At 73.2% G+C, this 25,375-nt stretch carries 22 protein-coding genes and 1 tRNA gene; 12 read left to right on the top strand and 11 right to left on the bottom strand.

Annotation, left to right across the window (positions count from 1 at the left end; all coding sequences use genetic code 11):
• Positions 1–107: 107 nt before the first annotated feature.
• The 6 genes from KDN32_RS01370 to KDN32_RS01345 form a co-directional block, all read right to left on the bottom strand.
• On the bottom strand, positions 108–1,193 hold the full coding sequence (locus KDN32_RS01370; RefSeq protein ID WP_211730332.1) for a hypothetical protein: 1,086 nt from the start codon (positions 1,191–1,193) through the stop codon (positions 108–110).
• Between the two features lie 358 nt (positions 1,194–1,551).
• Complete coding sequence (gene pstB / locus KDN32_RS01365) at positions 1,552–2,331, bottom strand: phosphate ABC transporter ATP-binding protein PstB (RefSeq protein ID WP_211730331.1); 780 nt, start codon at positions 2,329–2,331, stop codon at positions 1,552–1,554.
• A 34-nt stretch (positions 2,332–2,365) separates the two neighbouring features.
• Complete coding sequence (gene pstA / locus KDN32_RS01360; RefSeq protein WP_211730330.1) at positions 2,366–3,454, bottom strand: phosphate ABC transporter permease PstA; 1,089 nt, start codon at positions 3,452–3,454, stop codon at positions 2,366–2,368.
• Between the two features lie 70 nt (positions 3,455–3,524).
• Positions 3,525–4,463, bottom strand: a complete 939-nt coding sequence (gene pstC, locus KDN32_RS01355) for a phosphate ABC transporter permease subunit PstC (RefSeq protein ID WP_211730329.1) — start codon at positions 4,461–4,463, stop codon at positions 3,525–3,527.
• 101 nt (positions 4,464–4,564) lie between these two features.
• A complete protein-coding gene (gene pstS / locus KDN32_RS01350) occupies positions 4,565–5,689 on the bottom strand; it encodes a phosphate ABC transporter substrate-binding protein PstS (protein ID WP_211730328.1) in 1,125 nt (374 codons plus the stop codon).
• A gap of 190 nt (positions 5,690–5,879) precedes the next feature.
• Positions 5,880–6,761: an NUDIX hydrolase gene (locus tag KDN32_RS01345; RefSeq protein ID WP_211730327.1), complete on the bottom strand. Its 882-nt coding sequence runs from the start codon at positions 6,759–6,761 to the stop codon at positions 5,880–5,882.
• Between the two features lie 44 nt (positions 6,762–6,805).
• On the opposite strand from KDN32_RS01345, the gene KDN32_RS01340 reads away from it, so the two are divergent.
• Positions 6,806–7,852, top strand: a complete 1,047-nt coding sequence (locus tag KDN32_RS01340) for a hypothetical protein (RefSeq protein WP_211730326.1) — start codon at positions 6,806–6,808, stop codon at positions 7,850–7,852.
• A 21-nt stretch (positions 7,853–7,873) separates the two neighbouring features.
• Here the strand turns inward: KDN32_RS01340 and KDN32_RS01335 are convergent, their stop codons facing one another.
• Both KDN32_RS01335 and KDN32_RS01330 read right to left on the bottom strand, forming a co-directional pair.
• Positions 7,874–8,038, bottom strand: a complete 165-nt coding sequence (locus KDN32_RS01335) for a hypothetical protein (RefSeq protein ID WP_211730325.1) — start codon at positions 8,036–8,038, stop codon at positions 7,874–7,876.
• Positions 8,039–8,231: 193 nt separating this feature from the next.
• Complete coding sequence (locus KDN32_RS01330; protein WP_045548871.1) at positions 8,232–8,435, bottom strand: cold-shock protein; 204 nt, start codon at positions 8,433–8,435, stop codon at positions 8,232–8,234.
• Between the two features lie 294 nt (positions 8,436–8,729).
• On the opposite strand from KDN32_RS01330, the gene KDN32_RS01325 reads away from it, so the two are divergent.
• The gene (locus KDN32_RS01325) at positions 8,730–10,235 is read left to right on the top strand and encodes a M81 family metallopeptidase (protein WP_211730324.1); all 1,506 of its coding nucleotides are present in this window, start codon (positions 8,730–8,732) and stop codon (positions 10,233–10,235) included.
• Positions 10,236–10,250: 15 nt separating this feature from the next.
• Here the strand turns inward: KDN32_RS01325 and KDN32_RS01320 are convergent, their stop codons facing one another.
• Positions 10,251–10,988, bottom strand: a complete 738-nt coding sequence (locus tag KDN32_RS01320; RefSeq protein ID WP_307853607.1) for a copper homeostasis protein CutC — start codon at positions 10,986–10,988, stop codon at positions 10,251–10,253.
• Positions 10,989–11,170: 182 nt separating this feature from the next.
• Here KDN32_RS01320 and KDN32_RS01315 point away from each other — a divergent pair, with 182 nt between their 5' ends.
• From KDN32_RS01315 to KDN32_RS01305, 3 genes are all read left to right on the top strand, one after another.
• Positions 11,171–12,286 carry a mannitol dehydrogenase family protein gene (locus tag KDN32_RS01315; RefSeq protein ID WP_211730323.1) on the top strand — a complete coding sequence of 372 codons (1,116 nt, stop codon included), beginning with the start codon at positions 11,171–11,173 and terminating at the stop codon, positions 12,284–12,286.
• Positions 12,283–13,128, top strand: a complete 846-nt coding sequence (locus KDN32_RS01310) for an ATP-grasp domain-containing protein (RefSeq protein WP_211730322.1) — start codon at positions 12,283–12,285, stop codon at positions 13,126–13,128. Before KDN32_RS01315 ends, KDN32_RS01310 begins: the two co-directional genes overlap by 4 nt.
• Positions 13,129–13,212: 84 nt before the next feature.
• Positions 13,213–13,285: transfer RNA gene (locus tag KDN32_RS01305), tRNA-Lys, on the top strand.
• Here the strand turns inward: KDN32_RS01305 and KDN32_RS01300 are convergent.
• Positions 13,283–14,305, bottom strand: coding sequence for an NADPH:quinone reductase (locus KDN32_RS01300; protein WP_211730321.1), 1,023 nt, complete (start codon positions 14,303–14,305; stop codon positions 13,283–13,285). The genes KDN32_RS01305 and KDN32_RS01300 overlap by 3 nt on opposite strands.
• A 233-nt stretch (positions 14,306–14,538) precedes the next feature.
• On the opposite strand from KDN32_RS01300, the gene KDN32_RS23120 reads away from it, so the two are divergent.
• The 4 genes from KDN32_RS23120 to lepB all read left to right on the top strand — a co-directional run bounded on the left by KDN32_RS23120 (position 14,539) and on the right by lepB (position 20,311).
• Positions 14,539–15,786: a phosphatase PAP2 family protein gene (locus KDN32_RS23120; protein WP_211730320.1), complete on the top strand. Its 1,248-nt coding sequence runs from the start codon at positions 14,539–14,541 to the stop codon at positions 15,784–15,786.
• Positions 15,717–17,942, top strand: a complete 2,226-nt coding sequence (locus tag KDN32_RS01290; RefSeq protein ID WP_211730319.1) for a PKD domain-containing protein — start codon at positions 15,717–15,719, stop codon at positions 17,940–17,942. Before KDN32_RS23120 ends, KDN32_RS01290 begins: the two co-directional genes overlap by 70 nt.
• 160 nt (positions 17,943–18,102) lie before the next feature.
• Complete coding sequence (locus tag KDN32_RS01285; protein ID WP_211730318.1) at positions 18,103–19,803, top strand: multicopper oxidase family protein; 1,701 nt, start codon at positions 18,103–18,105, stop codon at positions 19,801–19,803.
• Between the two features lie 7 nt (positions 19,804–19,810).
• Complete coding sequence (gene lepB, locus KDN32_RS01280) at positions 19,811–20,311, top strand: signal peptidase I (protein WP_211730317.1); 501 nt, start codon at positions 19,811–19,813, stop codon at positions 20,309–20,311.
• Here lepB and KDN32_RS01275 read toward each other — a convergent pair.
• Positions 20,245–22,131 (bottom strand): cytochrome c oxidase assembly protein, encoded by a 1,887-nt coding sequence (locus KDN32_RS01275; RefSeq protein ID WP_211730316.1) that lies wholly within the window; start codon positions 22,129–22,131, stop codon positions 20,245–20,247. The two genes, lepB and KDN32_RS01275, sit on opposite strands and share 67 nt — an antisense overlap.
• A gap of 178 nt (positions 22,132–22,309) precedes the next feature.
• Here KDN32_RS01275 and KDN32_RS01270 point away from each other — a divergent pair, with 178 nt between their 5' ends.
• The 3 genes from KDN32_RS01270 (at position 22,310) to KDN32_RS23115 (ending at position 25,372) form a co-directional block, all read left to right on the top strand.
• Positions 22,310–23,200: an AfsR/SARP family transcriptional regulator gene (locus tag KDN32_RS01270; protein WP_211730315.1), complete on the top strand. Its 891-nt coding sequence runs from the start codon at positions 22,310–22,312 to the stop codon at positions 23,198–23,200.
• A gap of 124 nt (positions 23,201–23,324) precedes the next feature.
• Positions 23,325–23,981, top strand: coding sequence for a response regulator transcription factor (locus tag KDN32_RS01265; protein ID WP_211730314.1), 657 nt, complete (start codon positions 23,325–23,327; stop codon positions 23,979–23,981).
• Positions 23,978–25,372: a sensor histidine kinase gene (locus KDN32_RS23115; protein ID WP_211730313.1), complete on the top strand. Its 1,395-nt coding sequence runs from the start codon at positions 23,978–23,980 to the stop codon at positions 25,370–25,372. The genes KDN32_RS01265 and KDN32_RS23115 overlap by 4 nt, the downstream gene beginning before the upstream one ends.
• The last annotated feature ends 3 nt before the right edge of the window (positions 25,373–25,375 follow it).

Genomic DNA, 25,375 nt, shown 5'->3' with positions numbered 1-25,375 from the left:
CCCCCTCGGCATCTGAGGACGTTCTGCAGGCCCATAGGGTGTCGTGGGCTGCAGGGTGTCCTCAGATGTCACCGGGGGCCGGACTGACGCACCCCGACCGCACCCGCTCACGCGGCGTGTCGGTACGTCAGGTAGCGCGAGCGCTCGTAGGCCGTCAGGGCGCGGCGTTGCGCCACGGTGGCCGTCGACACCCACCACGTCGGTGGTTCGAGCAGCCACCGGCGGTCCTCCGGCCGCTGATGGTCCGCTCGCGCGTACGCGTCCCGCAGGCGGAGCACGAAAGGATCGCGGTCGGCGAGGTCGCCAGCCATCATCGTGGCGCCCTCCAGTCCGAGCCTTCGGTACGCCGCCTCCTTGGCGACGTCGGCCAGGCGGACGTGACCGGGGAGGTGCAGGCCCCCGTCGTACATCGCGTACACGCCGGCCACCGGGTCGACCAGGTCCGGCGTCCCGACGAACCGGCCGCCGAGGTCGAACACCGGGCGGTTGGCCAAGGGACGCGGAAAGCCTGCCTCCAACCAGGTCAGCCGCATCACCGGCTCCATCGGCGACCAGGAGTTCTCCTCCAAGAGCGGGAGCACGCGCCGCACCCGCTCCACCCCCCACCGCAGCCACAGTGACGAGTCCACGAACGTCGCGAGCTCGTCGATCGACACCAGGTCGTCGTAGGCCGCCATCTCGAAGGCGACGACCGCGGCTTCGTCCGACTGCGCCTTGCGCATCTCGTACGCAACGCTCCACAGCGGCACGGTGACCCGGACGCCGTCGTGGCGGGCGACCATCTCGGGCCCGAGGACCTCCTGCGAGACGGCGAGCGACGGATGTGCGCGGCGACGGTGACCACTTCCAACAGCCAGCGGGACAGGCATGAGGGCGCCGTGGCGGTCGACACCATCGAACCACGACCCGCCCTGCCAGCGCAGTCCAGCCCACCCGGTGACCCCACCTCGTCCGGGCAGCTGGGCGGCGGCCTCGACGATCCGCTGCTCGGGTTCGGTGTGGTCGATCGACGTCGGCACCCAGAGGTTGTGCCCAGCACGGCGCCACCGCGAGGACTGCGCGGCCGAGCGGGTGGGGCCGTCCTGGCCGTTGTCGTCGCGGCGCGACGGCCACCACACCCCTCGACGTACGCCCTCGCGCGGGCCGATCCCCCACGTCGGCCACGCCCCGGCGGTCCACTCGTCGTCATCCACCCGGTCATGGTGCTGCCCGGTCGCCGGATCGCGCTGGCGTCATCCACAGGCCCTCGCTCCAGGCATCCACCTTCACGTCGAGCCGGGGCATCTGAGGACGTGGTGCAACCCGATAGGCCTTCGCGGGATGCAGGGCGTCCTCAGATGACTACAAGAACGGGCACCGAAGGTGGCGGGCGGTGAAGGACGGCCCCAGGAACCCCCGATCCCGGAGCCGCCCATCACCGTCCACCGTCCGGGCCCCGGCACTCCCGAGACCTCGTGGCCGGCCGGCGTCTGAGGACGTGGTGCAACCCGAAAGGCCTTCTCCAGCTGCAGGGTGTCCTCAGATGCCGGGCGCCGGCGGACGGTCGAGGGCTCAGCCGAAGCGGCCGGAGATGTAGGCCTCGGTGGCCTCGTTGTCGGGGTTGGCGAACATCTTCTGGGTCGAGTTGAACTCGACGAGGTGGCCGGGCTGGCCGGCGGCCTTGAGGTTGAAGAAGCCGGTCTCGTCGGAGACGCGGGCGGCCTGCTGCATGTTGTGGGTGACGATCACGATCGTGTAGTCGGACTTGAGCTCGTGGATCAGGTCCTCGATCGCCGAGGTCGAGATCGGGTCGAGCGCCGAGCAGGGCTCGTCCATCAGCAGCACCTGCGGCTCGACGGCGATCGCGCGGGCGATGCAGAGCCGCTGCTGCTGGCCGCCGGAGAGGCCCATGCCGGGCTTGGAGAGGCGGTCCTTGACCTCGTTCCAGAGGTTCGCGCCCTTGAGCGAGCGCTCGACGACGTCGTCGGCCTCGGACTTCTTCATCTTCTTGGCGTTGAGCCGGTTGCCGGCGAGCACGTTCTCGTAGATCGACATCGTCGGGAACGGGTTCGGGCGCTGGAAGACCATGCCGATCTGGCGGCGCACGGCGACCGGGTCGACGGCGGCGTCGTAGAGCGACTGGCCGTCGACCATCACCTTGCCCTCGACGCGCGCGCCGGGGATCACCTCGTGCATGCGGTTGAGCGAGCGGAGGAAGGTCGACTTGCCGCAGCCCGAGGGGCCGATGAAGGCGGTGACCGAGCGCGCCTTGATGGTCATGGAGACGCCCTGGACGGCGAGGAAGTCGCCGTAGTAGATGTCCAGGTCGTCGACGGTGATGCTCTTGGCCATGGGGGTGAGTCTCTCTCGTTCTCTGTCGTGGGGCTCAGTGGCCGGTCTTGGGGGCGAAGATCTTGCCGATGACGCGCGCGACGAGGTTGAGCACCATCACGATCACGATCAGCACCAGCGCGCCGCCCCACGCGATCTCGATGCCCGGCGGCGTGCCGCCCGGGGTCTCCGCGATGCCGGGGTTGGCGTTCTGGGTGTAGATCAGCACGGGCAGGGTCGTCATCCGGCCGTCGAACAGGTTGAAGTTGGTGCGGGTCGTCAGGCCGGCGATCAGCAGCAGCGGCGCGGTCTCGCCGACCACGCGGGCGATCGCGAGCGTGACGCCGGTGACGATGCCGCCGAGCGCGGTCGGGAGGACCACCTTGACGATGGTGCGCCACTTCGGCACGCCCAGGGCGTACGACGCCTCGCGCAGGTCGGCGGGCACCAGCCGCAGCATCTCCTCGGTCGCGCGGACCACCACCGGGATCATCAGCAGCGAGAGCGCCACCGAGCCGCCGATGCCCGAGCGGTAGCTCGGCCCGAAGAGCAGGATGAACAGCGCGAACGCGAACAGGCCGGCGACGATCGACGGGATCCCGGTCATCACGTCGACGAGGAAGGTGATCCAGCCGGCCAGCCGGCTACCCTTGCCGTACTCGATGAGGTAGATCGCGGCCATGATGCCGACCGGCACCGAGATGATCGCCGCCCCCAGCGTGATGAGCAGCGTGCCCATCAGCGCGTGGTAGATGCCGACCTCCTGGTCGAGGTCGGTGCGGTACATCGAGAACGTCAGGAAGGTGGAGCTGATCCGCGGCAGACCGCGGTCGACCACGGTCCACAGCAGCGAGACCAGCGGGACGACCGCGATCGCGCAGGCCGACCAGACCAAACCGGTGACCAGCCGGTCGGTGGCGCCGCGGCGGCCCTCGACCAGCCGCGCCCACAGCGGGAGCAGGACGACGTGGAGGGCGCCGGACAGGACGACCCACGCGACGAGCCCCCACCCGAGGAGCAGCGCGACGAGACCGGCGGCGGCGGCCGCGACGACCGCGCTCAGCAGCGGCGCGACGCGCGGCAGGCGGGCGGCGGTGAAGGACACCGGCGTGGACGACGGACGTACGGGAGTGGCGACACTCATGCTCGGGGTCCCCTCGAAGTTGTCCGCTGGAGGAGCGCAGCGGGGGAGGCGGAGAAGTTCGTGGGGTGAGTCATGCGTTGAGCTTCCTCTCCGAGCGGGTCACGACCCAGCGGGCCGCGAAGTTCACCAGGAAGGTGACCAGGAAGAGCACCAGGCCGGTCGCGATCAACACCTGGATCTTGCCCGGGGTCCCCTCCTTGTAGTTGGAGGCGATGTTGGAGGCGATCGAGGCCGGGTTGGAGCTCGAGATCAGGTTGAACGAGATCCCGCCGCCCGCCGACAGCACCATCGCGACGGCCATCGTCTCGCCGAGCGCGCGGCCGAGGCCGAGCATCACGGCGGAGACCATGCCGGAGCGGGCGTAGGGGAAGACGGCCATCCGGATCATCTCCCAGCGGGTGGCGCCGAGCGCGAGCGCGGCCTCCTCGTGCAGCCGCGGTGTCTGGGAGAAGACCTCGCGGGAGATCGCGGTGATGATCGGCAGGATCATGATCGCGAGCACCAGGCCCGCGGTCAGGATCGTGCGACCGGTGCCCGAGGCGGGGCCCGCGAAGAACGGCAGCCAGCCCATGTTGTCGTCGAGCCAGGCGTAGCCGGGCTGCAGCTTGCGGGCGAGCACGGTGATGCCCCACAGGCCGAAGACCACCGACGGCACCGCCGCCAGCAGGTCGATGACGTACGCGATCGGCGTGGCGATGGCGCGCGGGGCGTAGTGGCTCACCACGAGCGCGATGCCCCAGGCCAGGGGGACGGCCACGACGAGCGCGATCACCGCGGCGAGCACGGTGCCGAACAGCAGCGGCGCGACGTAGCCGGCGAAGGTGGTCGCGCTGCCGTAGAACTCGGCGGGCTTGGCGACGCCCGGGAGCCCCTCGATCGCCAGGAAGACGAAGACGGCGGCGAGCGCCACGAGGATGGCGATGCCGGCCGCCAGCGCGAGCCGGGAGAAGACCCGGTCGCCGAGGCGCTGCTTCGCGGGGCCGGTGGAGTCAGCAACGATCGTTGCCACGGGGGTACCTCATTCAGTCGGATGCGCCTGTGCGGCGAGCCGGTCCCCCGGCCCGCCGCACGCGGCACGCGTTGGCCGGAGCGTCCTCCGGCCGCGGTCGATCAGCCCGCCGAGATGCCCTCGACGATGCCCTGCGCCTTCTCGGCGACCGTGCTCGAGAGCGGCGCGGAGCCGGCCTCGTCGGAGGCGGCCTGCTGGCCCTCGTCGGAGACGATGTAGGACAGGTAGCCCTTCACCAGGTCGGCCTCGGCCTGGTCCTCGTAGGTCTGGCAGGCGATCAGGTAGCTGAGCAGGACGACCGGGTACGCGCCGGCCTCGGTGGTCTCGCGGTCGATGTCGACGGCCATGTCGACGTCGGCGCGGCCCTCGGCGGCCGGGGAGGACTCGACGACCAGCGCGGCGCCCTCGGCGGACGGGGCGACGTACTCGTCACCGACCTCGACCGAGACGACCGACAGGTCGCCGACCTGCGACTCGTCGGCGTAGCCGATGGTGCCGGTGCCGCCGGAGATCGCGGAGATCACGCCGGAGGTGCCCTCGGCGGCCTCGCCGCCCTTGACCGGGAAGGCGTCCTCGGCCTCGTAGGACCAGGAGTCGCTGGCCTTGCCGAGGTAGTCGGTGAAGTTCTTCGTGGTGCCCGAGTCGTCGGAGCGGTGGACCGGGGTGATGTCCTCGTCGGGGAGGTCCGCGTCGGGGTTCTCCTCCGCGATGGCCGGGTCGTTCCACTTGGTGATCTTGCCGTCGAAGATCTGCGCGATGGTGTCGGCGGACATGTTGAGCGAGTCGACGCCGTCGAGGTTGAAGGCGATCGCGATCGGGGAGACGTAGGCCGGGACCTCGATCGGGTCCTCGCCGTTGCAGCGCTCCTTGGCCGCGGAGAGCTCGCCCTCGTCGTCGGTGAGGTAGGAGTCGGAGCCGGCGAAGCTCACGCCGGCGTTGATGAAGTTGGTGCGACCGTCGCCGGAGCCGACCGGGTCGTAGTTGACGGTCACGTTGCCGTCGTTCATGCCCTGGAAGCCGGTGGCCCAAGCGCCCTGCGCCTTCTCCTGCGAGGAGGCGCCGGCGCCGTTGAGGTCGCCCGAGAGCCCGGTGGTCTCGCTCGAGCCGCCGTCGGAGGCCGAGCCGGAGTCCGACTCGTTGCCCGCGCCACACGCGGAGAGGGAGATCGAGAGGGCAAGCACGGCCACGCCGGGGGCGACGAGCTTGCGGAAGGAAGTGCGGTTCACTTCGGGAACTCCTGGGATCTGGTGTGAAGCCTGATGAGTGCTGACGATCCAGAAGGTAGGGAGCGCAGGAGAACGACCGCGGCGCCGTCGGTGAACGGCCGGTGAACTCGGACGGGCCGGATGGCGTCGCCCCGCCGAGCGTGAGACGGCGGTCACATGAACACGGCCCGGACGCCTTGACGGCAGCCGGTCAGGGGTGGTGCACCTCGGTCGCCACCACGCGTCCCTTGCGGTGGTGCACGACCAGCAGCGAGCCCGGCGCGAGCGCCTCGTCGTCGACCCCGAGCGCGTCGAGGACCGTGGGCAGGACGGGGCGGTGGGTGCACACGACGGTGCCCTCCCTGGCGCCGAGCAGCTCCTCGACGAGGTCGACGACGCCCTCGAGCGTCGCGTCCTCCTCGCTGAGCTCGTCGTGGTGCTTGACCGGCCAGCCGGTGACGTCGGCCCACGGCGTGACGGTCTGGACGCACCGGGTGCTGGAGGAGGTGTGCGCCGACCTCGCGTCGAACGCCGCGAGCAGCGGCACGAGGCGCTGCGACTGCTCCTCGCCGAGCTTGACCAGCGGCCGTCGCCGGTCGTCCTTGCCCCATCCCTTGCGGGAGCGCGCCTTGCCGTGGCGCAGCACGACCAGGGCTCGCGTACGCCGTCGCAGCGGCTCCGCCTCGGCGAGCGTCACCCGGTCGTGCGGGTAGGTCAGACGGGTGGCCGCAGCCTCCCACGGCACCCACTCGACCGCGTCGATCTCGGCGTTGGGCCGGTAGCGGCCGACGTCGTCGCTGCCGATGACGCGCGCGGTCCAGTAGTCGACCGACTTCCAGCGGCCGCCGGCGATCCGGTAGCGCTGCGACGGCAGGGGCGGTCCGAGCCGCACGTCGAGCCCGGTCTCCTCGGCGACCTCACGGACCGCCGCCGTGACCGCGTGCTCCCCGGGGTCGAGCTTGCCCTTGGGGAACGACCAGTCGTCGTACTTCGGGCGGTGGACCAGCAGGACCTGCCACTCCCGGCCGCCACCCCTGCCGGCGGCCTTGCGGGTGACCACGGCTCCTGCAGCGCGCACGTCGCGGGGCTCCATGGACGTAGTGTCACACCCGTCGTCGATCCCCGAGGAGCCCGTCCGTGTCGCGTCGAGCAGTCCTGGCCGTGTCGGGTGCCCTCGTCGTGGTCGTGGCGGGCCTCACCGCGTGGCGCCTCGTCGACCGCCCGACGGCGCTCCAGCAGGCCCTCGAGCTCGTCCCCGCGGGCAGCAGCCGGGCCTCGTGGACCGACTGGGCGGCCGTACGCCGTGAGCTCGACGCCGGCGTCGGGCCGCGCTCCTCCGCGGAGGAGGTCGACGCCTTCCTCTCCGAGGCCTTCTCCCGCGACCTGTCCTCGATGTCGGCGCTCGGCACCTCGGCCGGCGTGATGCAGGAGGAGCTGGGCTTCTCCCCCGCCACCGTGTCGTGGGAGCTGCTGGCCCAGTCCGACGAGGGCGCCGTCGAGGTGCTCGGCGTCGGCGACGACCTCGACCTCGACGACGTCGCCGAGCGGCTCGCGTCCCTCGGCTGGACCGAGCCCGACGAGCCGGTCGGCGTGTGGGTCGGCGGGCCGGACGTCCTCTCCGGCATCGGCTCCCTCACTCCCGAGCTGCAGCACGTCGCGCTGCTCGCCGACGAGGGGCTGGTGCTCACCTCCGACCAGGCGCCCTACCTCGAGCGGGCCGTGGAGGTCGTGCACGGTGACCGCGACGGCGCCGACGACCTCGCCGAGGTGGCAGGGAGGCTGGGCGATCCCGTCGCCGCGGCGACCTACGACGGCGCCTACGCGTGCGAGAAGCTGGCGATGGCGCAGGCCGACGACGACGCGCAGGCCGAGGCCGACCAGCTGGTCGCGGCGGCCGGGGACGTGCACCCGCTCACCGGCTTCGCGATGGGGCTGCTCCCGGACGGCGACGTACGCGCCGTGCTGCAGGTGGAGGACGCCGACGACGCGCCGGGCGACGCGGACGCGCGGTCGCGGCTGGCCGCGGGCCCCGCGCCGGGGCAGGGCGGCGACTTCGGCGACCGCTTCAGCGTCGAGCGGGCCGGCTCGCAGGGACGCGACGTCGTGCTCGACCTGCGTCCGGTGGACGGGCAGTACGTCCTGTCGGACCTGACGAGCGGGCCGGTGCTGTTCGCCACCTGCTGAGGAGCAGCCGGTGGGTCCCGGTCAGTCCTCGGAGGGCTTGCGCGGCGTGACGCCGAGCAGGCGGTCGATCTCCTCCTGGGACAGGTGGTCCTCGGACTCGCTCGCAGCGATGATCAAGGTGGTGGTCAGCTCCACCTCGCCGAGGAGGTCGCCGTCCTCGAGGGTCACGTCGAACTGGTCGTGCACGACACCCTCCTGTTCTCTCGGCCCCGCACTCGACTGTAGGCGTTCGGGACAAGTGTCCCCGACCGGCGCGGCCGGAGGAAATGACCCGAACGTGCTAACTAGTTTCTCCCGAAATGAAGCCCGGCCCCACCCCCCTGAAGGGAATGGGGCCGGACTCTTGAGCAGATCTGGAAGATGCTTCCAGCTCAGCCGATCAGAGCGGGCGGACGTTCTCCGCCTGCGGGCCCTTCGGGCCCTGGGTGACGTCGAACTCGACCTTCTGGTTCTCGTCCAGCGACTTGTAGCCGTTGGTCTGGATGGCCGAGTAGTGCACGAAGACGTCGTCGCCGCCGTCCTCCTGCGCGATGAAGCCGAAACCCTTCTCGGCGTTGAACCACTTAACGGTGCCCTGAGCCATGATGCTCGTTACTCCTTTGTCGGGGCGTGAGCCGCCACTTCAGCGACCCGCACCAGATGCGGTGACACGCCGCTTGCGACTCACGAGCTGGCAGGGCCCGAAGTTCAAACGCCGTTGGATCACAAACTCCGCGGGCGTCGACCTGCTGGAACTTGCACCTGTTGCACGTCAGACCCTACCAACAAAATCGCCGTCGTCACCCTTCGTCATCCACAGCGTGGTGAACGCTCGTCGAACAGGTCACCCGGAGGGGTTGGGAGGGGACCGCCGAGCGCGGGCTGACAGCATGGCCGGGTGACCGGATCCGCCCTGCCGCGCGTGGCCGTCTGCGGCATCAGCCTCGAGGCCTCCACCTTCTCCCCGGCGATGACCACGGCGGCGATGCTCGCCCCGCGGCGCGGCCGCGACGTGCTCGACGCCTGGGACTTCTGGCGCGACGGCGGGTCGCTCGCCGACCGGGCCGAGTGGATCGGTGTCCTCCAGGCCCGCAGCATCGCCGGCGGCGCGATCCCCGCCGACGACCACGCCCTGCTCAAGGCCGAGATCCTGGCCGGCCTGCTCGCCGCCACCGCTGAGGCGCCGCTGGACGGCGTGGTGCTCGACATCCACGGCGCGGCGAGCGTGGTCGGCCTCGACGACATGGAGGGTGACCTGGCGCTCGCCGTGCGCGCCGTGGTCGGCCCCGACTGCCTGATCAGCAGCGGGATGGACCTGCACGGCAACGTCTCGCGCACGCTCGCCGAGACCGTCGACCTGCTGACGACCTATCGCACCGCCCCGCACGTGGACTGGCAGGAGACCAAGGAGCGCGCGGCCCGCAACCTCGTCGACCGGCTGGCCCTCCCGGCGGGTCGGCGCCGGCCGGCCAAGGCGTGGGTGCCCGTGCCGATCCTGCTGCCCGGCGAGATGACCAGCACCCGGCAGGAGCCGGCCACCAGCCTCTACGCCCGGGTGCCCGAGATCGAGGCGCTCGACGGGGTGCTCGACGCCGGGATCTGGATCGGCTACCCGTGGGCCGACGAGCCGCGGAACTGCGCGGTCGTCATGGTCGTCGGCGACGACGCCGATCTCGCCGAGCGCGAGGCGGCCGCACTCGCCACCGAGCTGTGGGCGCGCCGCGAGGAGTTCGGCTTCGTGGCCCCGACGGGCACGTTCGACGAGGTGCTCGCCGCGGCCGTCGCCTCTCCCGTGACCCCCTACTTCGTGTCCGACTCCGGCGACAACCCGACTGCTGGCGGGGCCGGCGACGTCACCTGGACGCTGGCCCGGCTGCTCGCGGACGAGTCGCTCGCGGCGAGCGGCAAGCGCGCGGTCTACGCATCGATCCCGGACGCCGTCGGCGCGCTCGCGGCGGCGGAGGCGGGCGTCGGCGCGCACGTACGCCTCACCGTCGGCGCCCGCATCGACCCGCGGCCCGCACCTCCGGTCGAGCTCAGCGGGGAGGTCGTCGCCGTCGTCCCCTCGGAGGACAACCTCGAGGTCGTGGTCCGCACGCCGTCGGTCGACGTCGTCGTCACCCGGCGCCGTCGGCCCTACCACCTCGAGGCCGACTTCACCCGGCTCGGCCTCGACCCGCGCACGGCCGACGTGGTGGTGGTGAAGATCGGCTACCTCGAGCCGGAGCTCTTCGAGATGGCGGCCGACTGGATGCTCGCGCTCACGCCCGGCGGGGTCGACCAGGACCTCGCCCGGCTCGGGCACCGCCGCGTGGTCCGGCCCGTGTTCCCGCTCGACGACGTGTCGGGCGTCGACCCGCTCGCCGGTGCCGTGCTGTTCCCCGGCGACACCGCTCGCGGGTGAGTCAGCGGCGCCCCCTCAGCGACCCAGCGCCGCCATCACCTCGGCCAGCACCCCGGCGTCGGTGACGCTGCGGCCGCCGTCGTCGTAGCCGGCCGAGCGACCGGCGGACGCGACCGTGCCCGGCGCCCGCAGGTGCACCTCGCGGGCCCCGGTGGCGGCCACGACGTGCGCGACGTTGGTGGGGCGTACGCCGCCCCCGACCGCGACCCGCACGTCGTCGCCGGCGATGCGGACCAGCTCGGCCAGCGCGGGGAGGTGGTCGACCGCGGGTCCGGGGCCGCCCGAGGTCAGCACCCGCGTCACGCCGAGGTCGCGCAGGAGCGCCAGTGCGGAGCGCTGGTCGGGCACCGAGTCGAAGGCCTTGTGGAAGGTGACCGGGGCCGGGCCGCAGGCGGCGACGAGACGGCGTACGACGGCGGCGTCGACCTCGCCGTCGGGCGTCAGCGTGCCGACCACGAAGCCCAGCCGGGTCCCGTCCGGCACCGTCGCCCGCAGCACCTCGACGTCGGCGACCATCACGTCGACCTCGGCGGCGGAGTGCACGAAGTCGCCGCCGCGCGGGCGGACGAGGACGCGGACCTCGAGGCCCGGCGCCTGCTCCGCGCAGTGCCGGACGAAGCCGGGAGTCGGGGTGGTGCCGCCCTCGACGAGCCCTGCGCACACCTCCAGCGCGTCGGCCCCGGCGGCCGCGGCGAGCGCCGCTCCCCCGACGTCCTCCAGGCAGATCTCGACCAGGGGTGAGGGCAGCGGCACGGTCACCACCGTAGGTCCCGGCGGGGTACTAGCACCATCGGCCACCTGTACCGCCCCGCGCGGGCGGGCGCATCGTTGAAGCCTCGACAGGAGGTCGTGCGATGTTCACTTCGAGGCCCCGGCGGCCGGCAACCACGGGGCCGGCGCTCGTCATCGGCGCCGGGAGCGTGGGCTGCGGAGTCGTGGCCGCCACGCTCGAGGCCGACGACCACCCCTACGCGCTGGTCACCCGGACCCACGAGGCGGCCCGCCGGCTGTCCCGCTCGCCCGTGCGCGTCGACCACGTCTCGCCGACGCAGCGGTCGACCGTCCTCCATCCCTCCCTCGTCCTCGCGGTCGACGACGTGCGGCTGAGCCGGCTGGTCGGTGCCGCGCCGGTCGTGTTCGTGGCGGTCGGGAGCGGCCAGGCGCGCACCCTCGCCCCCGACCTCGCCCGCGCCCTCGCCGGCCGCCGCACCCCGGCCCGGGTCCTGGTGTGCGACGACCGCCCCGGCGCCGCTGGGGTGCTCCGGGCGCTGGTCGGCGAGCACACGACCGGGCCGGTGGCCGCGCACCGCTTCGCCGGCGTGGTGGTCGAGCCGATCGCCCACCGTCCGGGCCCCGACCCCGACCGCGTCGTGGTCGAGTCCCCCGGCGGGTTGCGGGTGGACCGAGCCGCGCTGCGCGGGGACGTTCCCGCGGTGCGCGGGCTCCACGCGGTCGACGACTTCACGGCCCACCTGACCCGCAAGAAGTTCGTCTTCGATGCCGGGCACGCCAGCGCGGCCTACGTCGGCGGCCTCGCCGGTCACGCCACGCTCCCGGAGGCCCTCACGGATCCGGCTGTGGAGGCGTTGGTGCTCGAGGTGCTGCGGGAGGGCCGGGCCGGCGTCGCCGCACTGTTCGGCGACGACCTCGCCGGAGCGGACGTCGAGCTCGACCGGACGCTGGACCGCTACCGGCGTCCCGCGCTCGCCGACCCCGTCACACGAGTGGGGCGCGACCCGCGGCGCCAGCTCTCGCGGGGCGACCGGATCTGCGGCCCTGCGCTGGCGGCCCTCGCCAGCGGCACGGTCCCCGCGGGCCTCGCGGTGACGGCCGCGGCCGCCCTCACGTGGGGCACCGGGCTCGACCCCTCGCTGCAGGCGCCGCTGCGCCGGACCGGCGTACGCGGCGTCCTCTCCCAGCTGACCGGGCTCGCGCCGCGCCACCCGTTCCTCGCCCTGTCCGAGCGCGCCCACGCGGTGCTGACGACGGGCGGCTCACCGCTCGACGCCCTCGACGCGGCCCGCTCCGTCGCCGTGGAGGTCCGTCGATGACTCCCCCTCTGGTCCACGTGCTCGCCACCGACCACCCGGCCCGGTCCCCGCGGGCCCGCCTGGTCCGCGACCTGGTCGACCGGCTCGCCCGCAACGGGGTCACCGCGGAGGTGGACGACCCCGACCGGCACGCCCACGACCTCAGCGTCCCGGAGCCCCTCGCGGACCTCTACGTGCTGACGTCCGGGACGCCGACCGCGCTCTCGCTGGCCGGCGCGCTCGACGCCGTCGGCGCCCGGATCGTCAACCCCTACCCCGTGGCCGCCGCGTGTCGCGACAAGATCGTCCAGACCCGCACCCTCGCCGCCGCCGGCGTCCCCGTGCCGCAGAGCTGGCTGGTCACCGACCCGATCCAGGTCGCGCCCCACCTCGCCGACGGCCCCCTCATCGTCAAGGACCCGCGCGGCTCGCGCGGTCGCGGGCTCCACGTCCTGCACGAGCAGGCCGGGCTCGCCGACCTCGACCAGGAGCCGTGGCTGGTGATGCGCTACCACCCGCCCGAGGGCCCGGACCTCAAGCTCTACCGCATCGGCGAGGAGGTCTTCTGCGTCGAGCGCCCGTTCCCGGCACGGACCCTCCGCGAGACACGCGGCCGGCTGGTCACGGTGTCGGCCGAGGTCGAGGCGATCGTGCGGCGCTGCGGTGACGCCTTCGGCATCGAGGTCTACGGTGTCGACGTCGAGCGCCACGAAGGCCGGCTCTGGGTGGTCGACATGTCCGCGTTCCCCGGCTTCACGGGCGTCCCGGAGGCCGGTCGCCGGATCGCCGACGTGGTCACCGAGCGGCTGCACGACGACGTGTCGCGCGTCCCGCGCGCCCGCGTGACGGCGGTGACGCCGTGACCGTCGCCCTCGGCCCGGCTCGAGCGGGCAACGCCCCCGCAACTAGGCTGCTCCCGGACCCCACCGCCGACGGCGGCAGGGCCCGGGCCTCTAGCTCAATTGGCAGAGCAGCAGACTTTTAATCTGTTCGTTCAGGGTTCGAGTCCCTGGAGGCCTACCGGTCGGCGACGTCGATCAGCACCTTGCCGACCGCCCCGTCCTCGACGGCGGCGTGCGCGGCGGCGGTGTCCTCGAGCGTGAAGTGGTGCAGCGGGAGGCCGTGCTCCTCACCCACCCCGAGGGCGCCGTCGGCGATCGCGGCGGTGATGTCCTCCGCCGCGGCGCGGAGAGCGGCGGGGCCGACGGTGTAGAGCAGCACCCACTGGAAGCGGGCATTGGTGGAGAAGGTCTCGCGCACGCTCAGCGTGACCTCGTCGCCGCCGTTGTTGGCGTAGATCGCGATCGTGCCCCGCGGGCGGATCAGCTTCAGGTCGGTCCGCAGGTTCTGCGCGGGGGCGACCTCGACGACGAGGTCGACGCCGTCGGGGGCGATCGCCCGGACCTGCTCGACGAGGTCGCCCTCGCGGTAGTTCACGACGTGGTGCGCGCCCGCGGCGGTCGCCAGCGCGCCCTTCTCCTCACCGCTCACCGTGGTGATGACCGTCGCGCCGGCCCAGCGGGCGAGCTGGATCGCGGCGTTGCCGACGGCGCCGGCACCGCCGGCGACCAGCACGGTCGTGCCGTCGAGGGCGCCGGGCGCGAGCCGGCTCGGGCCGTCCTCGGAGGTGGTCAGCGCCCGGTGGGCGGTGACGGCGGGGACGCCGAGCGAGGCGCCGAGGTCGTACGACGCCCCGTCGGGAAGCACGGTCAGCCGGTCCACCGGCACCACGACCTGCTCCTGCGCCGTGCCGCCCGGACGCTGGTGCTGGGCCAGCATCGTCCACACCCGGTCGCCCACGGCGAGGGAGGTGACGTCGGGACCCAGTTCCTCGACGGCGCCCGCGCCGTCCTGGCCGGGGACGATCTCGGGGAAGGCCAGCTTCCCCATCCCGCCGGCGCGGAACTTCCAGTCCGTCGGGTTGACCCCGGCCCGCACGATCCGCACCCGGACCTCGCCCGGCCCGGGCTCGGCGGCCTCGCGCTCGACCAGCTCCAGGACGCTCGCGTCCCCGCTCTCGGTGTAGACCACAGCTCGCATGCCGTCCCTCTTCCGTCGTCTCGGTGTCGCTCGTCGGTCGTCCGTCCCAACCCCGCCCCCCGCCGCCCCTGTTCCCTCGGTCGGTATCTGGGGACGAAATGGGACGATCCGCGGCCGATTTCCCGCCATTTCGTCCCCAGATACCCAGAGGGGGTCGGGCGTCGGGTGAACTTTGGGTGAATCCGGGAGGATGTCAGGGCCCACGCCACGCCCGCACCACCCCGGAGTACCCCGTGCCCTCCCCGACGCCGACCCCTGCGCCGACGCCGGCCAGCGACCACCCGGCCGCCACCGCCCCTGCCACCGCCCCTGCCACCGCCCCGACCTCGATGACCGCCGGCGGGCCCGCGCCACGCCTGCTCGCGCGGCCCTGGACGTTCCTGGTCGCCAACGCCGCGCTGATGGGCGTGGTCACCTTCCTCGCCAGCCACGCGCTGGACCGGCCGGTGGCCGACCCCGAGGGCAGCTTCCTCGGCCCCTCGTGGGTACGCCTGCCGGTGCTGTGCCTCGCGGCGATCGTGCTCGACCTGCTGCCGCGCGCCCTGTGGGTGGGCCGGCTGCACCCGGCCGGCACCGTCCGCGCGGCGCGCGAGCGCCTGCGTACGCACTGGACCGGCGCGCGGCTGCTGCTGGTGACGGTCGGGATCTCGTGCTTCTACGTGGTCTACGTCGCCTACCGGAACCTCAAGTCGCTGCTCCCGCTCATCCGCGAGGAGAAGTACGACAGCGAGCTGTGGCGGATGGACCGGCTGCTCTTCCTCGGCCACGACCCGGCGACCGTGCTGCAGGACCTGCTGGGCCGCGACGTGACCGCCCACGTGCTCTCCACCGTCTACCTCACCTACATCCCGTTGGTCGCGATCCTCGTGACGGTGTGGCTGGTCTGGTCGCGCAACATCGGCTTCGGCTGGTGGTTCGTCACCGCACAGGGCGTCGCGTGGACCCTCGGCACGGTCTCCTACTACCTGCTCCCGACCCTCGGCCCCGGGATCATGTACCCCTGGCTGGCCAGCGACCTGGTGCCCAACGGCACCTCGGACCTGATGGACTCCCTCGTCGCGTCCCGGCACGGCTTCCTCTGGGGCGACGGCGACTACCAGGGCGTGGCCGGCTTCGCGAGCCTGCACACCGCGATCGCCCTCCTCTGGGCGCTGATGGCGCGCCACACCGTCCGCAGCCGGACCGTCCAGCGGGTGTTCTGGGTCAACTTCGCCCTCACCGTCGTCGCCACCCTCTACTTCGGGTGGCACTACGTCGCCGACGACCTCGCCGGCGCCGTGATCGCGCTGGTCGCCTTCCGGGTCGGCGCATGGGCGACCGGGCACGACCCGGCGCTCAAGGTTTCCCCAACCGCGGGAGCGAAGGGTGTCGACGATCACGACACCCTCGCCGACTCGCGGACGGAGCCCCGATGCACACCACCCCACGCCCAGGACGGCGGACGAGACTTCTCCTCGTCGCCGCCGTCGCCCTCAATCTGACAGTCGCGGGGGCGGGTCTCGTCGCCTCCGCCATCTCCCCGCCACCGGCGCACCAGGGCGGCACCGCCGGCCTCAAGCAGGTGGGCCCGATCGACGAGGCCAACGGCTTCCCGCTCTGGTACAAGGACACCAACAACGTCAAGCTCGAGCTCTGCCTCGACCCCAACGACGCGAACTGCATCATGGGCGACATCCCCGACCCGACGAAGCCCGTGTCGTTCCCCGACAACTTCCCGGACGAGGCGTTCTGGGCGGTCGCCGACACCTCCATCGACTACGGCTCCGGCACCGCCCAGCTCGTGACGGCGGTGGAGGCCGCCTTCGGCGGTGGGCCCGTCAAGGCCGGCGACCAGGTCAGCTTCGGGCGGATCCGGCTGCGGGCCTCGGGACTGATCGACAACGCCGAGTACACCCTCACCCACCCGTTCGGCGTCGACAGGATCACCGCCGAGCCGGGTGCGTTCAAGGGCATCAACATGACCGAGGACATCGGCTCGCTGACCCCCGACGGCGTCTTCGACCAGACCCTCGGCAGCCGCCCCGGCCCGTTCCTCAAGTGGGACCCGGCGGTCGCGCCGGCCGCCCCGGCCGGCTACCTCGGTGACGTCACCCAGGAGCACGCGGTCGTGGGCAGCCCCTACAACACCAACTTCTTCCGGGTGGAGGGCCCGCGCGGCTCCTTCACCGGGTCGACGCAGCTCTGCACCAACCCGGCGCTGGGCAACGACCCCGTCGCCCTCGACGACTGCATCCAGACCAACACCTTCCTCGTCCAGGGCAAGATCGCGACCCGCATGGGCGTGCAGGCGACGCAGGCGACCTACTCCACGGCGGGAGCGGGCCAGATGCTCGACATCTTCGCCACCAGCGAGACCGGGCAGCAGATCGTCGTCAAGGGCACCGGCGTGCCGCAGACCCGGATGCGCGAGGACGCCTCCCGCCCGGGCCGCTACTACGCGCGCGTCCTCACCGACGGTCCGCCCCCGTCCGACCTGGTGGTCACCAACGTGTCGGACTCCCCCGCCACGGTCGACCACATCGCCCCGTCGCTGTTCGGCGACAAGGTCCACGTCGCCAGCGCGGTCTACGACAACGACAGCCGCACCCTGACGGTCATCGCGGAGTCGGGTGCCGACGGCGCGACGTTGAGCCTCCAGGGCGACCTGCCCCGGGTCACCCCGACGGTGGCGCAGGGACGGACGACCTGGACCATCCCGAACCTCGCCGTCCCGCCGCCCGAGGTCACCGTCACGTCCGCCAAGGGCGGGTCCGACTCCGACGACGTGGTCGTCACCGGCGGTGAGGACACCGCGCTCGACGTCACGGCGGTCATCACCTCCGACGCCACGCAGGTGCAGACCAACCAGACGCTGACCCTCGACGGCCTCGCCTCCGCGGGCACCGTGTCGAGCTACGCCTGGAGCGTCACGCCGGCCACCGGCGCCCGGTTGACCCCGGTCGGGACCAACGGGTCCTCGGTGACCTTCGTGGCGACGGCGGCCGGGACCTACGAGGTCGCGCTGACCGTCACCGGCAGGTCCAGCACCAGCACCGCGCGGACGACGATCACGGTGGCCTCGCCCAACGTCGCGCCGGTGGCCGACGCCGGGGCCGACCTGGCCGGGGTGATCCCGACCTCGACGGTGACGCTGGACGGCACGGCGTCGCAGTACGCCTCGGCGTACGCCTGGACGCAGGCCGGGACCGACGCGGTCCAGGTGACGCTGAAGAACCCGAACACCGCGAACCCGACGTTCGTGGTGCCCGCCTCGACCCAGCCGCTGACGCTCAGCTTCACCCTCACCATCACCGACGTCAACGGCACCACCGCCACCGACGCGGTGCGGGTCGTCACCGACCCGGGCACGGTGACCGTGGCGAGCGCGTCCTACAAGCGCGGCAACACGGAGTGGCGGGTCAGGGGCAGCGCCAAGCACTGCTCGGCGAGCAACCTGATGAGCATCTACTGGAACAAGCCCGGGTCGACCCCGGTCCTGCTCGGGACGGCGACGCCGGCCCTGGCCCTCGGGGTCTGCGACTTCGACTTCCGGCTGAAGAACACGCCCACCGCGCTGCGGCCCACCGCAGCCGGCACGGTCACCGTGCGCTCGGCCTACGGAGCGGAGTCCGGCCCGTTCGGGTTCGCCCTGCAGTGACACCTGCAGCGACACCCGCCTGACACCGGTGCCCGGTGGTCCCCGAGACCACCGGGCACCGGCACGTCCGGGCCGCGCCGCACGGGCCGCGCACGTCGCACAAGGAATGCCCAAGGTCGCCGACGCAGGCTGGGAGCAGCTCGCACGAGGAGGACGCAGGATGGCATCAGCGACCCGACGCAACGTGCTGGCGACGATGGGCCTGGGGACCGTCGCCGTCGCCGGCGTGACGCTCCCGCTCGGCCAGTCGGCCAGCACCAAGGACTGGATCAGCACCGCACCCAAGCCGGTGCGCTTCACCCGCCGGATGCCGGTGCCGCAGCCGCTCGTGCCGACGGTGCTCACCGACGAGTTCGGCGAGTACCACCTCTACGAGGTCACGGAGACGGCCACGCAGGCGCAGGTGCTCGACCCCGGGGCTCCCACCACGACCGTGCTGGCGTACGGCCCCCACGGTGGCGCGCCGAGCGTGCCCGGCCCGCTCATCAAGGTCGAGCAGAACACGCGCGTGTGCCTGAAGGTCCGCAACCAGCTGCCGCCGGTCCACCCGGTCTGGGGCTACCCCGCGGCCACCTCGGTGCACCTGCACGGATCGGCGTCGCTGCCGCAGTACGACGGCTACGCCGACGACCTCACCCAGCCCGGGCACTGGAAGGCGTACTGGTACCCGAACCACCAGGGACCCCGCACCCTCTGGTACCACGACCACGCCGTCCACCACACCGCGCAGAACGTCTACAGCGGCCTGGTCGCGCAGTACCACCTGCAGAACGCGTGGGAGAAGGCCAACCTCCCCCAGGGGCCGTACGACGTGCCGCTGACGGTGAGTGACGCGATGTTCGACTCCAACGGCGCGCTGGCCTACATGGACCGCGACCACGCCGGGCTCTACGGCGACGTGATCACCGTCAACGGCGTCCCGTGGCCCTTCCACGAGGTCGAGCAGCGGTGGTACCGCTTCCGGGTGCTGGTCGCGACGCTGTCGCGCTCCTTCACCTTCTCGATGGTCAACACCCGCACCGGCGCGGTGCTCCCGACGTACGTCGTCGCGACCGACGGCGGGCTGATGGTGCCGCAGAAGGTCACGACGTGGCGCCACGGCGGCGCCGAGCGCTACGAGGTGATGGTCGACTTCTCCGGCTGCCGGATCGGCGACACCGTCGAGCTGCGCAACGCGAGCAACAAGAACAACGTCGACTGGGTCTACACCAGCAAGGTGATGCAGCTGCGGGTCACCTCGGCGGCGCGGAGCACGGTCGCCAACCGCGTCGTCACGCCGCCGGCGTCCGAGGTCAACGAGGTGATGACCGCTCCGCGCACCCTCTCGCGGCGCACCCGGAACATCGACCTCGAGCACGACGACGTCACCAACGAGTACCTCATCAACGGGATGTCATGGCACGACATCCAGGCCGGCAGCTGGAACCTCTTCACCGCCGACGGCCCGCCGCCGCGCCCCGGGGACTGCGAGGTGTGGAGGATCGAGAACAAGTCGGGCGGCTGGTTTCACCCCCTCCACATCCACCTCGTCGACTTCCGCGTGCTGTCGCGCAAGGGCGGCCTCGGCAAGGTCGCCGCGTGGGAGATGGGCCCCAAGGACGTGGTCTACGTCGGCGAGGGCGAGATCGTCGAGGTGCTGGTGCACTACGCGATGGCGCCCGCCACCTACCCCGACGGCCGCTCCACCGGCCAGGCCGGCGCGACCGCCGACCAGGGTGGGCGCTACATGATCCACTGCCACAACCTCGCCCACGAGGACAACGACATGATGGGCCAGTTCCTCGTGGCGCCGGCCGTCGGCGACGCCGACCTGAGCCTCACGGGCGTCAACCACCCCTTCGCCGCCGCTCCGGCGGTCTGAGCGACCCGTGCGCGGGCCGTCCGCACGCACCTCCGCCCTGGCGGCCGCCACGCTCTGCGTGGTCGCCGGGGTGGGGGTCGTCCGCGCCACGGTCGTCGAGCCGGTGCGGATCGACTCCTCCAGCATGTCGCCCACGCTGCACGCGGGCGACGTGGTCCTGATCTCGCGCCACGCGCCCGACCCGGGCTCGCTGGAGCGGGGTGACCTCGTCGTCTTCGCGATGCCGGGCGACGGCACCCGGGCGATCAAGCGGGTCGTGGGGCTGCCCGGCGAGAGCGTGGTCGTCCTCGACGGGGTGCTGCACGTCGACGGGCACGCGGTGCCGGAGGCGTACGTCGACCCGCGCTGGGTGGACGGCTCCTACACCCGGACCTTCGAGGTCCCCGACGACGCCGTGCTCGTGATGGGTGACAACCGCCCCAACTCGATCGACTCCCGCGACTACGGTCCGGTGCCGGCCGACGACCTGCTCGGCGAGGTGCTGGTGCGGATCTGGCCGGTGTCCTGAGCGACCGCGCCGGTCCGGGCGGCGACGCCCGTGAGGAGCAGCCCGGCGGTGGCCACGAGCGCGAGCAGCCCGGCGAGCCGCTGGTCCGCGGCGGCATCGACCCAGCCCCAGCGCAGCTCGAGGAACCACCGACCCGCGACCAGGCGGTCGCCGAGCAGCAGCTGGGCGCCGAGCACGCCGAGGCAGGCCGCGGGCAGCAGCGGCGCGAGCCGCGCCGCGCTCCCCGCGGCCTGCCGGGGGGCCTGCTCCCCGCCGCCTCCGTGGGGGGCAAGGGCCGACAGGTGGTACGTGCCGGCCGCAGTGGCGGCGAGGAGCAGGGTCAGGTGGACCCAGTGCGAGCGCTGCGAGACCTCGAGCAGCGGGGTGCGGTAGACGAGGACGAGCAGGCCGCCGACGGCGACGGCACCCGCGACCGGGTCGACCGGCCGGCGCCACAGGCGCGCCGGGGCGGCGCGGACGACCACCGCAGGGACGACCAGCAGCATCAGCAGCAGCTGGAGGACCTGGACGCTCAGCATCGCGGGCGCGTAGGTCGCCAGGCCGGAGCACAGCACGAGCACCGCGAGCACCGCGGCCGCCGTGGCGGCGTGCAGGCGCCGCTCGGGCCACGACCCGCCCGCCGCGACGAGGCGGCGCACCGCGACCCGGTAGGCGACGAGCAGGCCGGCGACGACCAGCAGGGCCAGCGCGTTGGGACGTACGGCCGAGACCAGCAGCCACGCGGACACCGGCTGCACGACCGCCGGTAGCCCGGGGTGGCTGGTGCCGTGCTCGGGCGCCACCTGGGCGACCGGCAGCGGCGTGCGGGAGAGGGCTGCGGCGAGGCCACCGGCCACGGCCATCAACGCCACCTCCGCGACGGCCAGGCGGGCGAAGGGCGCCCGGACGGCGTACGAGGCGTCCCGGAGCCGGCGGCGGTGCAGCGCGCCGCACCAGCCGAGCAGCGCGAGCAGCGCCACCTTGGCCAGCACCAGCGCGCCGTAGCCGCTCGACCAGGCCGACCACGACGCCAGATGCACGCTGGCCGACGCGGCCCCCGACACGGCGAGCGCGAGGTAGGCGCCGCCGGCCAGTGCGCTGAACCTGCCGAGCGCGGCGCTGCGGAGCGCGGGCGAGCGACGCAGGTGGACCAGGAGCCCGACCAGGCCGCCGACCCAGACGGCGGCGGCGACCACGTGCACCACGATCCCGGTGGCGACCACGTCCTGGTCGGCGACCGCTCCGGCGTGGCCCGCGAGCCGTGGCGGGAGGAGCCCGAGGAGCGTGAGCGCCAGGGCTGCGGCGGCTGCACGGCGGTCGGCGGCGCGCAGGGTGAGGGCGACGACGACCGCCGCCGCGAGCGCCGCGAGCAGGTGACCGCGCGCCGCGCCCGGAGCGGTCGCCACGAGCTCGCGCCACGGCTCGTCGCCGGCCAGCAGCCGACCCACCACGCGGGTGACCGGGACCGCCCGTGCGTCGGCCACGACGAGCACCGCGGCCGCGACCGACGCCACCAGCCAGGCGGCGGCAGTGCGGGCGGCGGAGCGTACGGCCCGGTCCCGCACCGCACACGCCTCGGCGTCGCGGTGCTCGTCGTGGCCGACCAGCACCGTCGCCACCAGCAGCGAGCCCGACGTCAGCACCGCCGCCACCAGCGCCGCCACCTCCGCGAGGCGGAGCGCCCACCCGGTCCAGGGTCCGGCGTCGGGGATGCCGGCCGGCGCGCGGACGGGGCCGGCACCGCTGGCCACCGAGCCGAGCACGAGGGCGCTGACGAGGAGCGCCACCAGTCCCGCGCCGAGCGCGGCACGGCTCCTGCGCCCGGGCTCGCGCTCGTCCATGCGGGGCAGCCTCCAGCAGCGGGCTTGGGGAATTCTGGGGGCTGTGCCGGTCTAGCGCACCCCCTCACCCGCGGGGGTGTGGCGCCCCCTCAACGGCGGCTGCCGGGTCGGCGGCCGTTCGCCCACGATGAGGGAGTCGGGAGGGGTTCCCGGCGACACGTCCAGTGGGGGGACACACATGATCCAGCTCGACCTCTTCGGCGAGACCTCGCTCCGCTCCGCGGACGGCGCACCGCTCGGCGCCGACCTCGGCGGCGTGAAGCCACGCCAGATCCTCGCCATCCTCGCCCTGAGCACCGGCCCGGTCTCCAAGGACCGGCTCGCCGGGCTGCTGTGGGAGGACCACCCGCCGCGCTCCTACCTCAGCACCCTCGAGAGCTACGTCTGCGTGCTGCGCCGTTCGCTGGCGCGCGTCACGGGCGACCGGGCGGCGATCCGCACCGTCATGCACGGCTACGTCCTCGACCCCGAGGTCGTCGACGTCGACGTCCGCCGCTTCCGCACGCTCACCCAGGCCGCCACCGACGCCACGCCCGAGGACGCCCTCGTCCTGCTGCGTCGCGCGACCTCCCTCGTCCGCGGTGAGCTCCTCGCCAGCGAGGCCTACGCCGGGTGGGCGGCCGACGCCCGCGACGACTTCCGGGTCGAGCTCGCCGGGGTCGCGACCCGGGCCGCGGAGCACGCGCTGGCCTTCGGCCGCCACGCCGAGGCCGTGCAGCAGGCCAGGCTCGCGGTGGCCCAGGACGAGCTCGGGGAGACGGCGTGCCGGGTCCTGATGCGCGCCCTGCAGGCCGACGGCCGACGCGGCGAGGCGCTGCGGTGCTACCTGCACCTGCGCGAGTCGCTCGACCGGGAGCTCGGCTCGAGCCCGTCCGCGGCGAGCCGCGACCTCTACGTCGCGATGCTGCGCTCCGACGAGGAGTCCGCCGCCCTGCCGGACCTCACCGCCGAGGTCGCCACGCTCGTCGACCTGCTGCGGCAGGCGGTCGGCGGGATGCCCTCCCGGGCGCGCGACCGGATGTCCCAGGCGCTGGAGGAGTTCGCCGCCGAGCTCGCCCCCACCGGGTGACCTCCTCAGATTTGGGCATCGCGGGGAGAAGGCGCAGACGAGGGCCGTGTCCTGGTCCTACCGTGGGATGCAGGGTGGCTCTCGGCCCGGATTGTCGCCGCCCCGCGCACGGGGGAGCCGGCCGATGTCCGAGGTGGAGGGGACGGAGCGCACACGAGTGCTCGTCGTCGACGACCACCGCACCTTCACCGACCTGGTCTGCATGGCCATCGCGGCCGACGACGACCTCGAGTGCGTCGGCGCTGCGCACGACGCTGCGGGCGCGCGGGCGATGACCGAGGACCTGCGGCCCGACATCGTGATCATGGACGTCCGGCTCGGCACCGACGACGGCCTCAGCCTCACCCGCGAGCTGGTGGCACGACATCCGCTGCTCCGGGTCGTGGTGCTGACCGCCGAGCCCGGCCCCGTGGTGCTGCGCAATGCCGCCGCCGCCGGGGCCAGCGCCCTCCTGCCCAAGGACGGCGCGTTCGAGGACCTCCGGGAGGTGCTGGTGGGGCCGCCGGGCGACGGCCTCGTCGTCGCGCCGGCGCTCCTGCGGACGCTGGTCCTCGACGGCCCCGACGAGAGCGCACCGGTCGAGCGACCGTCGCTGACCCCGCAGGAGGAGCGGGTGATCAGGCTGCTGGCGGCGGGCCGCGACGTACGCTCCATCTCCCGCGAGCTGAACATCTCGGTGCACACCTGCCGTGGCTACGTGAAGAGCCTCCTGCACAAGCTGCACGCCCACTCCCAGCTCGAGGCGGTGGCCGCCGCCCGCTCCGCAGGGATCGTGCCGTGAGGGTCCGACGCCGGTCCGAGCGATCCGCGCCCTCGTCCGGGGTGCTGCGCCGGGCACTCGTCCGGTTCACCGCGTCGGCGGTGCTCGCCGTCGTCGTGCTGTCGCTGACGACGCTGCTCGTCGCCGACCAGATCGCTCGCCAGCGCGCGCTCGAGGACGGTCGGCAGCAGGCGGCCAACCTCGCCAACCGGCTGGCCGCACCGATGGTCACCGAGTCGCTGCGCGACGGCGAGCCCGGGGCAGCCGACCTGCTCGACACGGTGATGGACAACCGGATGCGCGACGGCAGCGTGCAGCGCGTGAAGATCTGGGACGAGGACGGGCGCATCCTCTGGACCGACAGCGGCGACCTCGTCGGCCGGGTGTTCGAGATGGAGCCCCAGCTGGCGGCGCTCTTCGGCACCCACGAGGCATGGGCGGAGGTCTCCGACCTCGACCGCGCCGAGAACGTCACCGAGCAGGACGCCGACGAGATGCTCGAGGTCTACGCCGGCGCCACGGACGCCGACGGCCGACCGGTGGTGGTCGAGTCGTACCTCACGACCGAGGACATGCACCAGCACGCGCGTGAGATCGAGCGGTCCTTCGTGCCCCTGATGCTCGGCACGCTGCTGGTCTTCCTCCTCGTCGTCCTGCCGCTCGCCTACTCCCTCGCCCTACGCGTGGAGCGGGCGCAGGCCGAGCGCACCGTGCTGGTCCAGCGCGCGCTCGAGGCGGCCGACCTCGAGCGCCGCCGGATCGCCCACGACCTCCACGACGGCGTCATCCAGGACCTGTCCGGTGTCGGCTACCTGCTGCCGACCGTGCGCAAGGAGCTGCGGGCCGACGGCGACCTGGTGCGTGCAGGCGAGATGCTGGACCGGGCCGGGACGGTCCTGCGGGGCGACGTGGCGTCGCTGCGCACGATGATGACCGACCTGTATCCGCCCGACCTCGAGGACGAGGGCTTCGGCGACGCGCTGCGCGAGCTCGCGGCGATCGACGGTGGTGCTGCCGGGCTGGCCGTCGAGGTCAGCGTGCCACCCGGCCTGGCGCTGCCACCGGAGACCGCCCGGCTCGCCTACCGGGCGGCGCGCGAGGGCGTGCGCAACGTGGTCAAGCACGCGCACGCGACGCGACTGTGGATCGAGGTCACGCTCGCTGCGGCGACCCTCGAGGTGCGGGTCCGCGACGACGGCACCGCGGCCGCGGGCCGGACCGCGACCGCCGACGAGGGGCACCTCGGTCTGCGGCTGCTGGCCGACGCGGTCGCCGACGCCGGAGGTCGGCTCGACCTCGAGATCGGCGGTCGGAGCGGCACCGTCCTGTGCGTGCGGCTGCCCCTCAGCCTCGCCGGTGCCGGGCGTCCGGCACCGGCCCGAGCATTCCCCAAGGTGGCCCCGACACCCTGACGT

This window comes from Nocardioides palaemonis (genome assembly GCF_018275325.1).
Taxonomy (GTDB): Bacteria; Actinomycetota; Actinomycetes; order Propionibacteriales; family Nocardioidaceae; genus Nocardioides; species Nocardioides palaemonis.
This window is presented reverse-complemented; position numbering and strand designations above follow the sequence as displayed.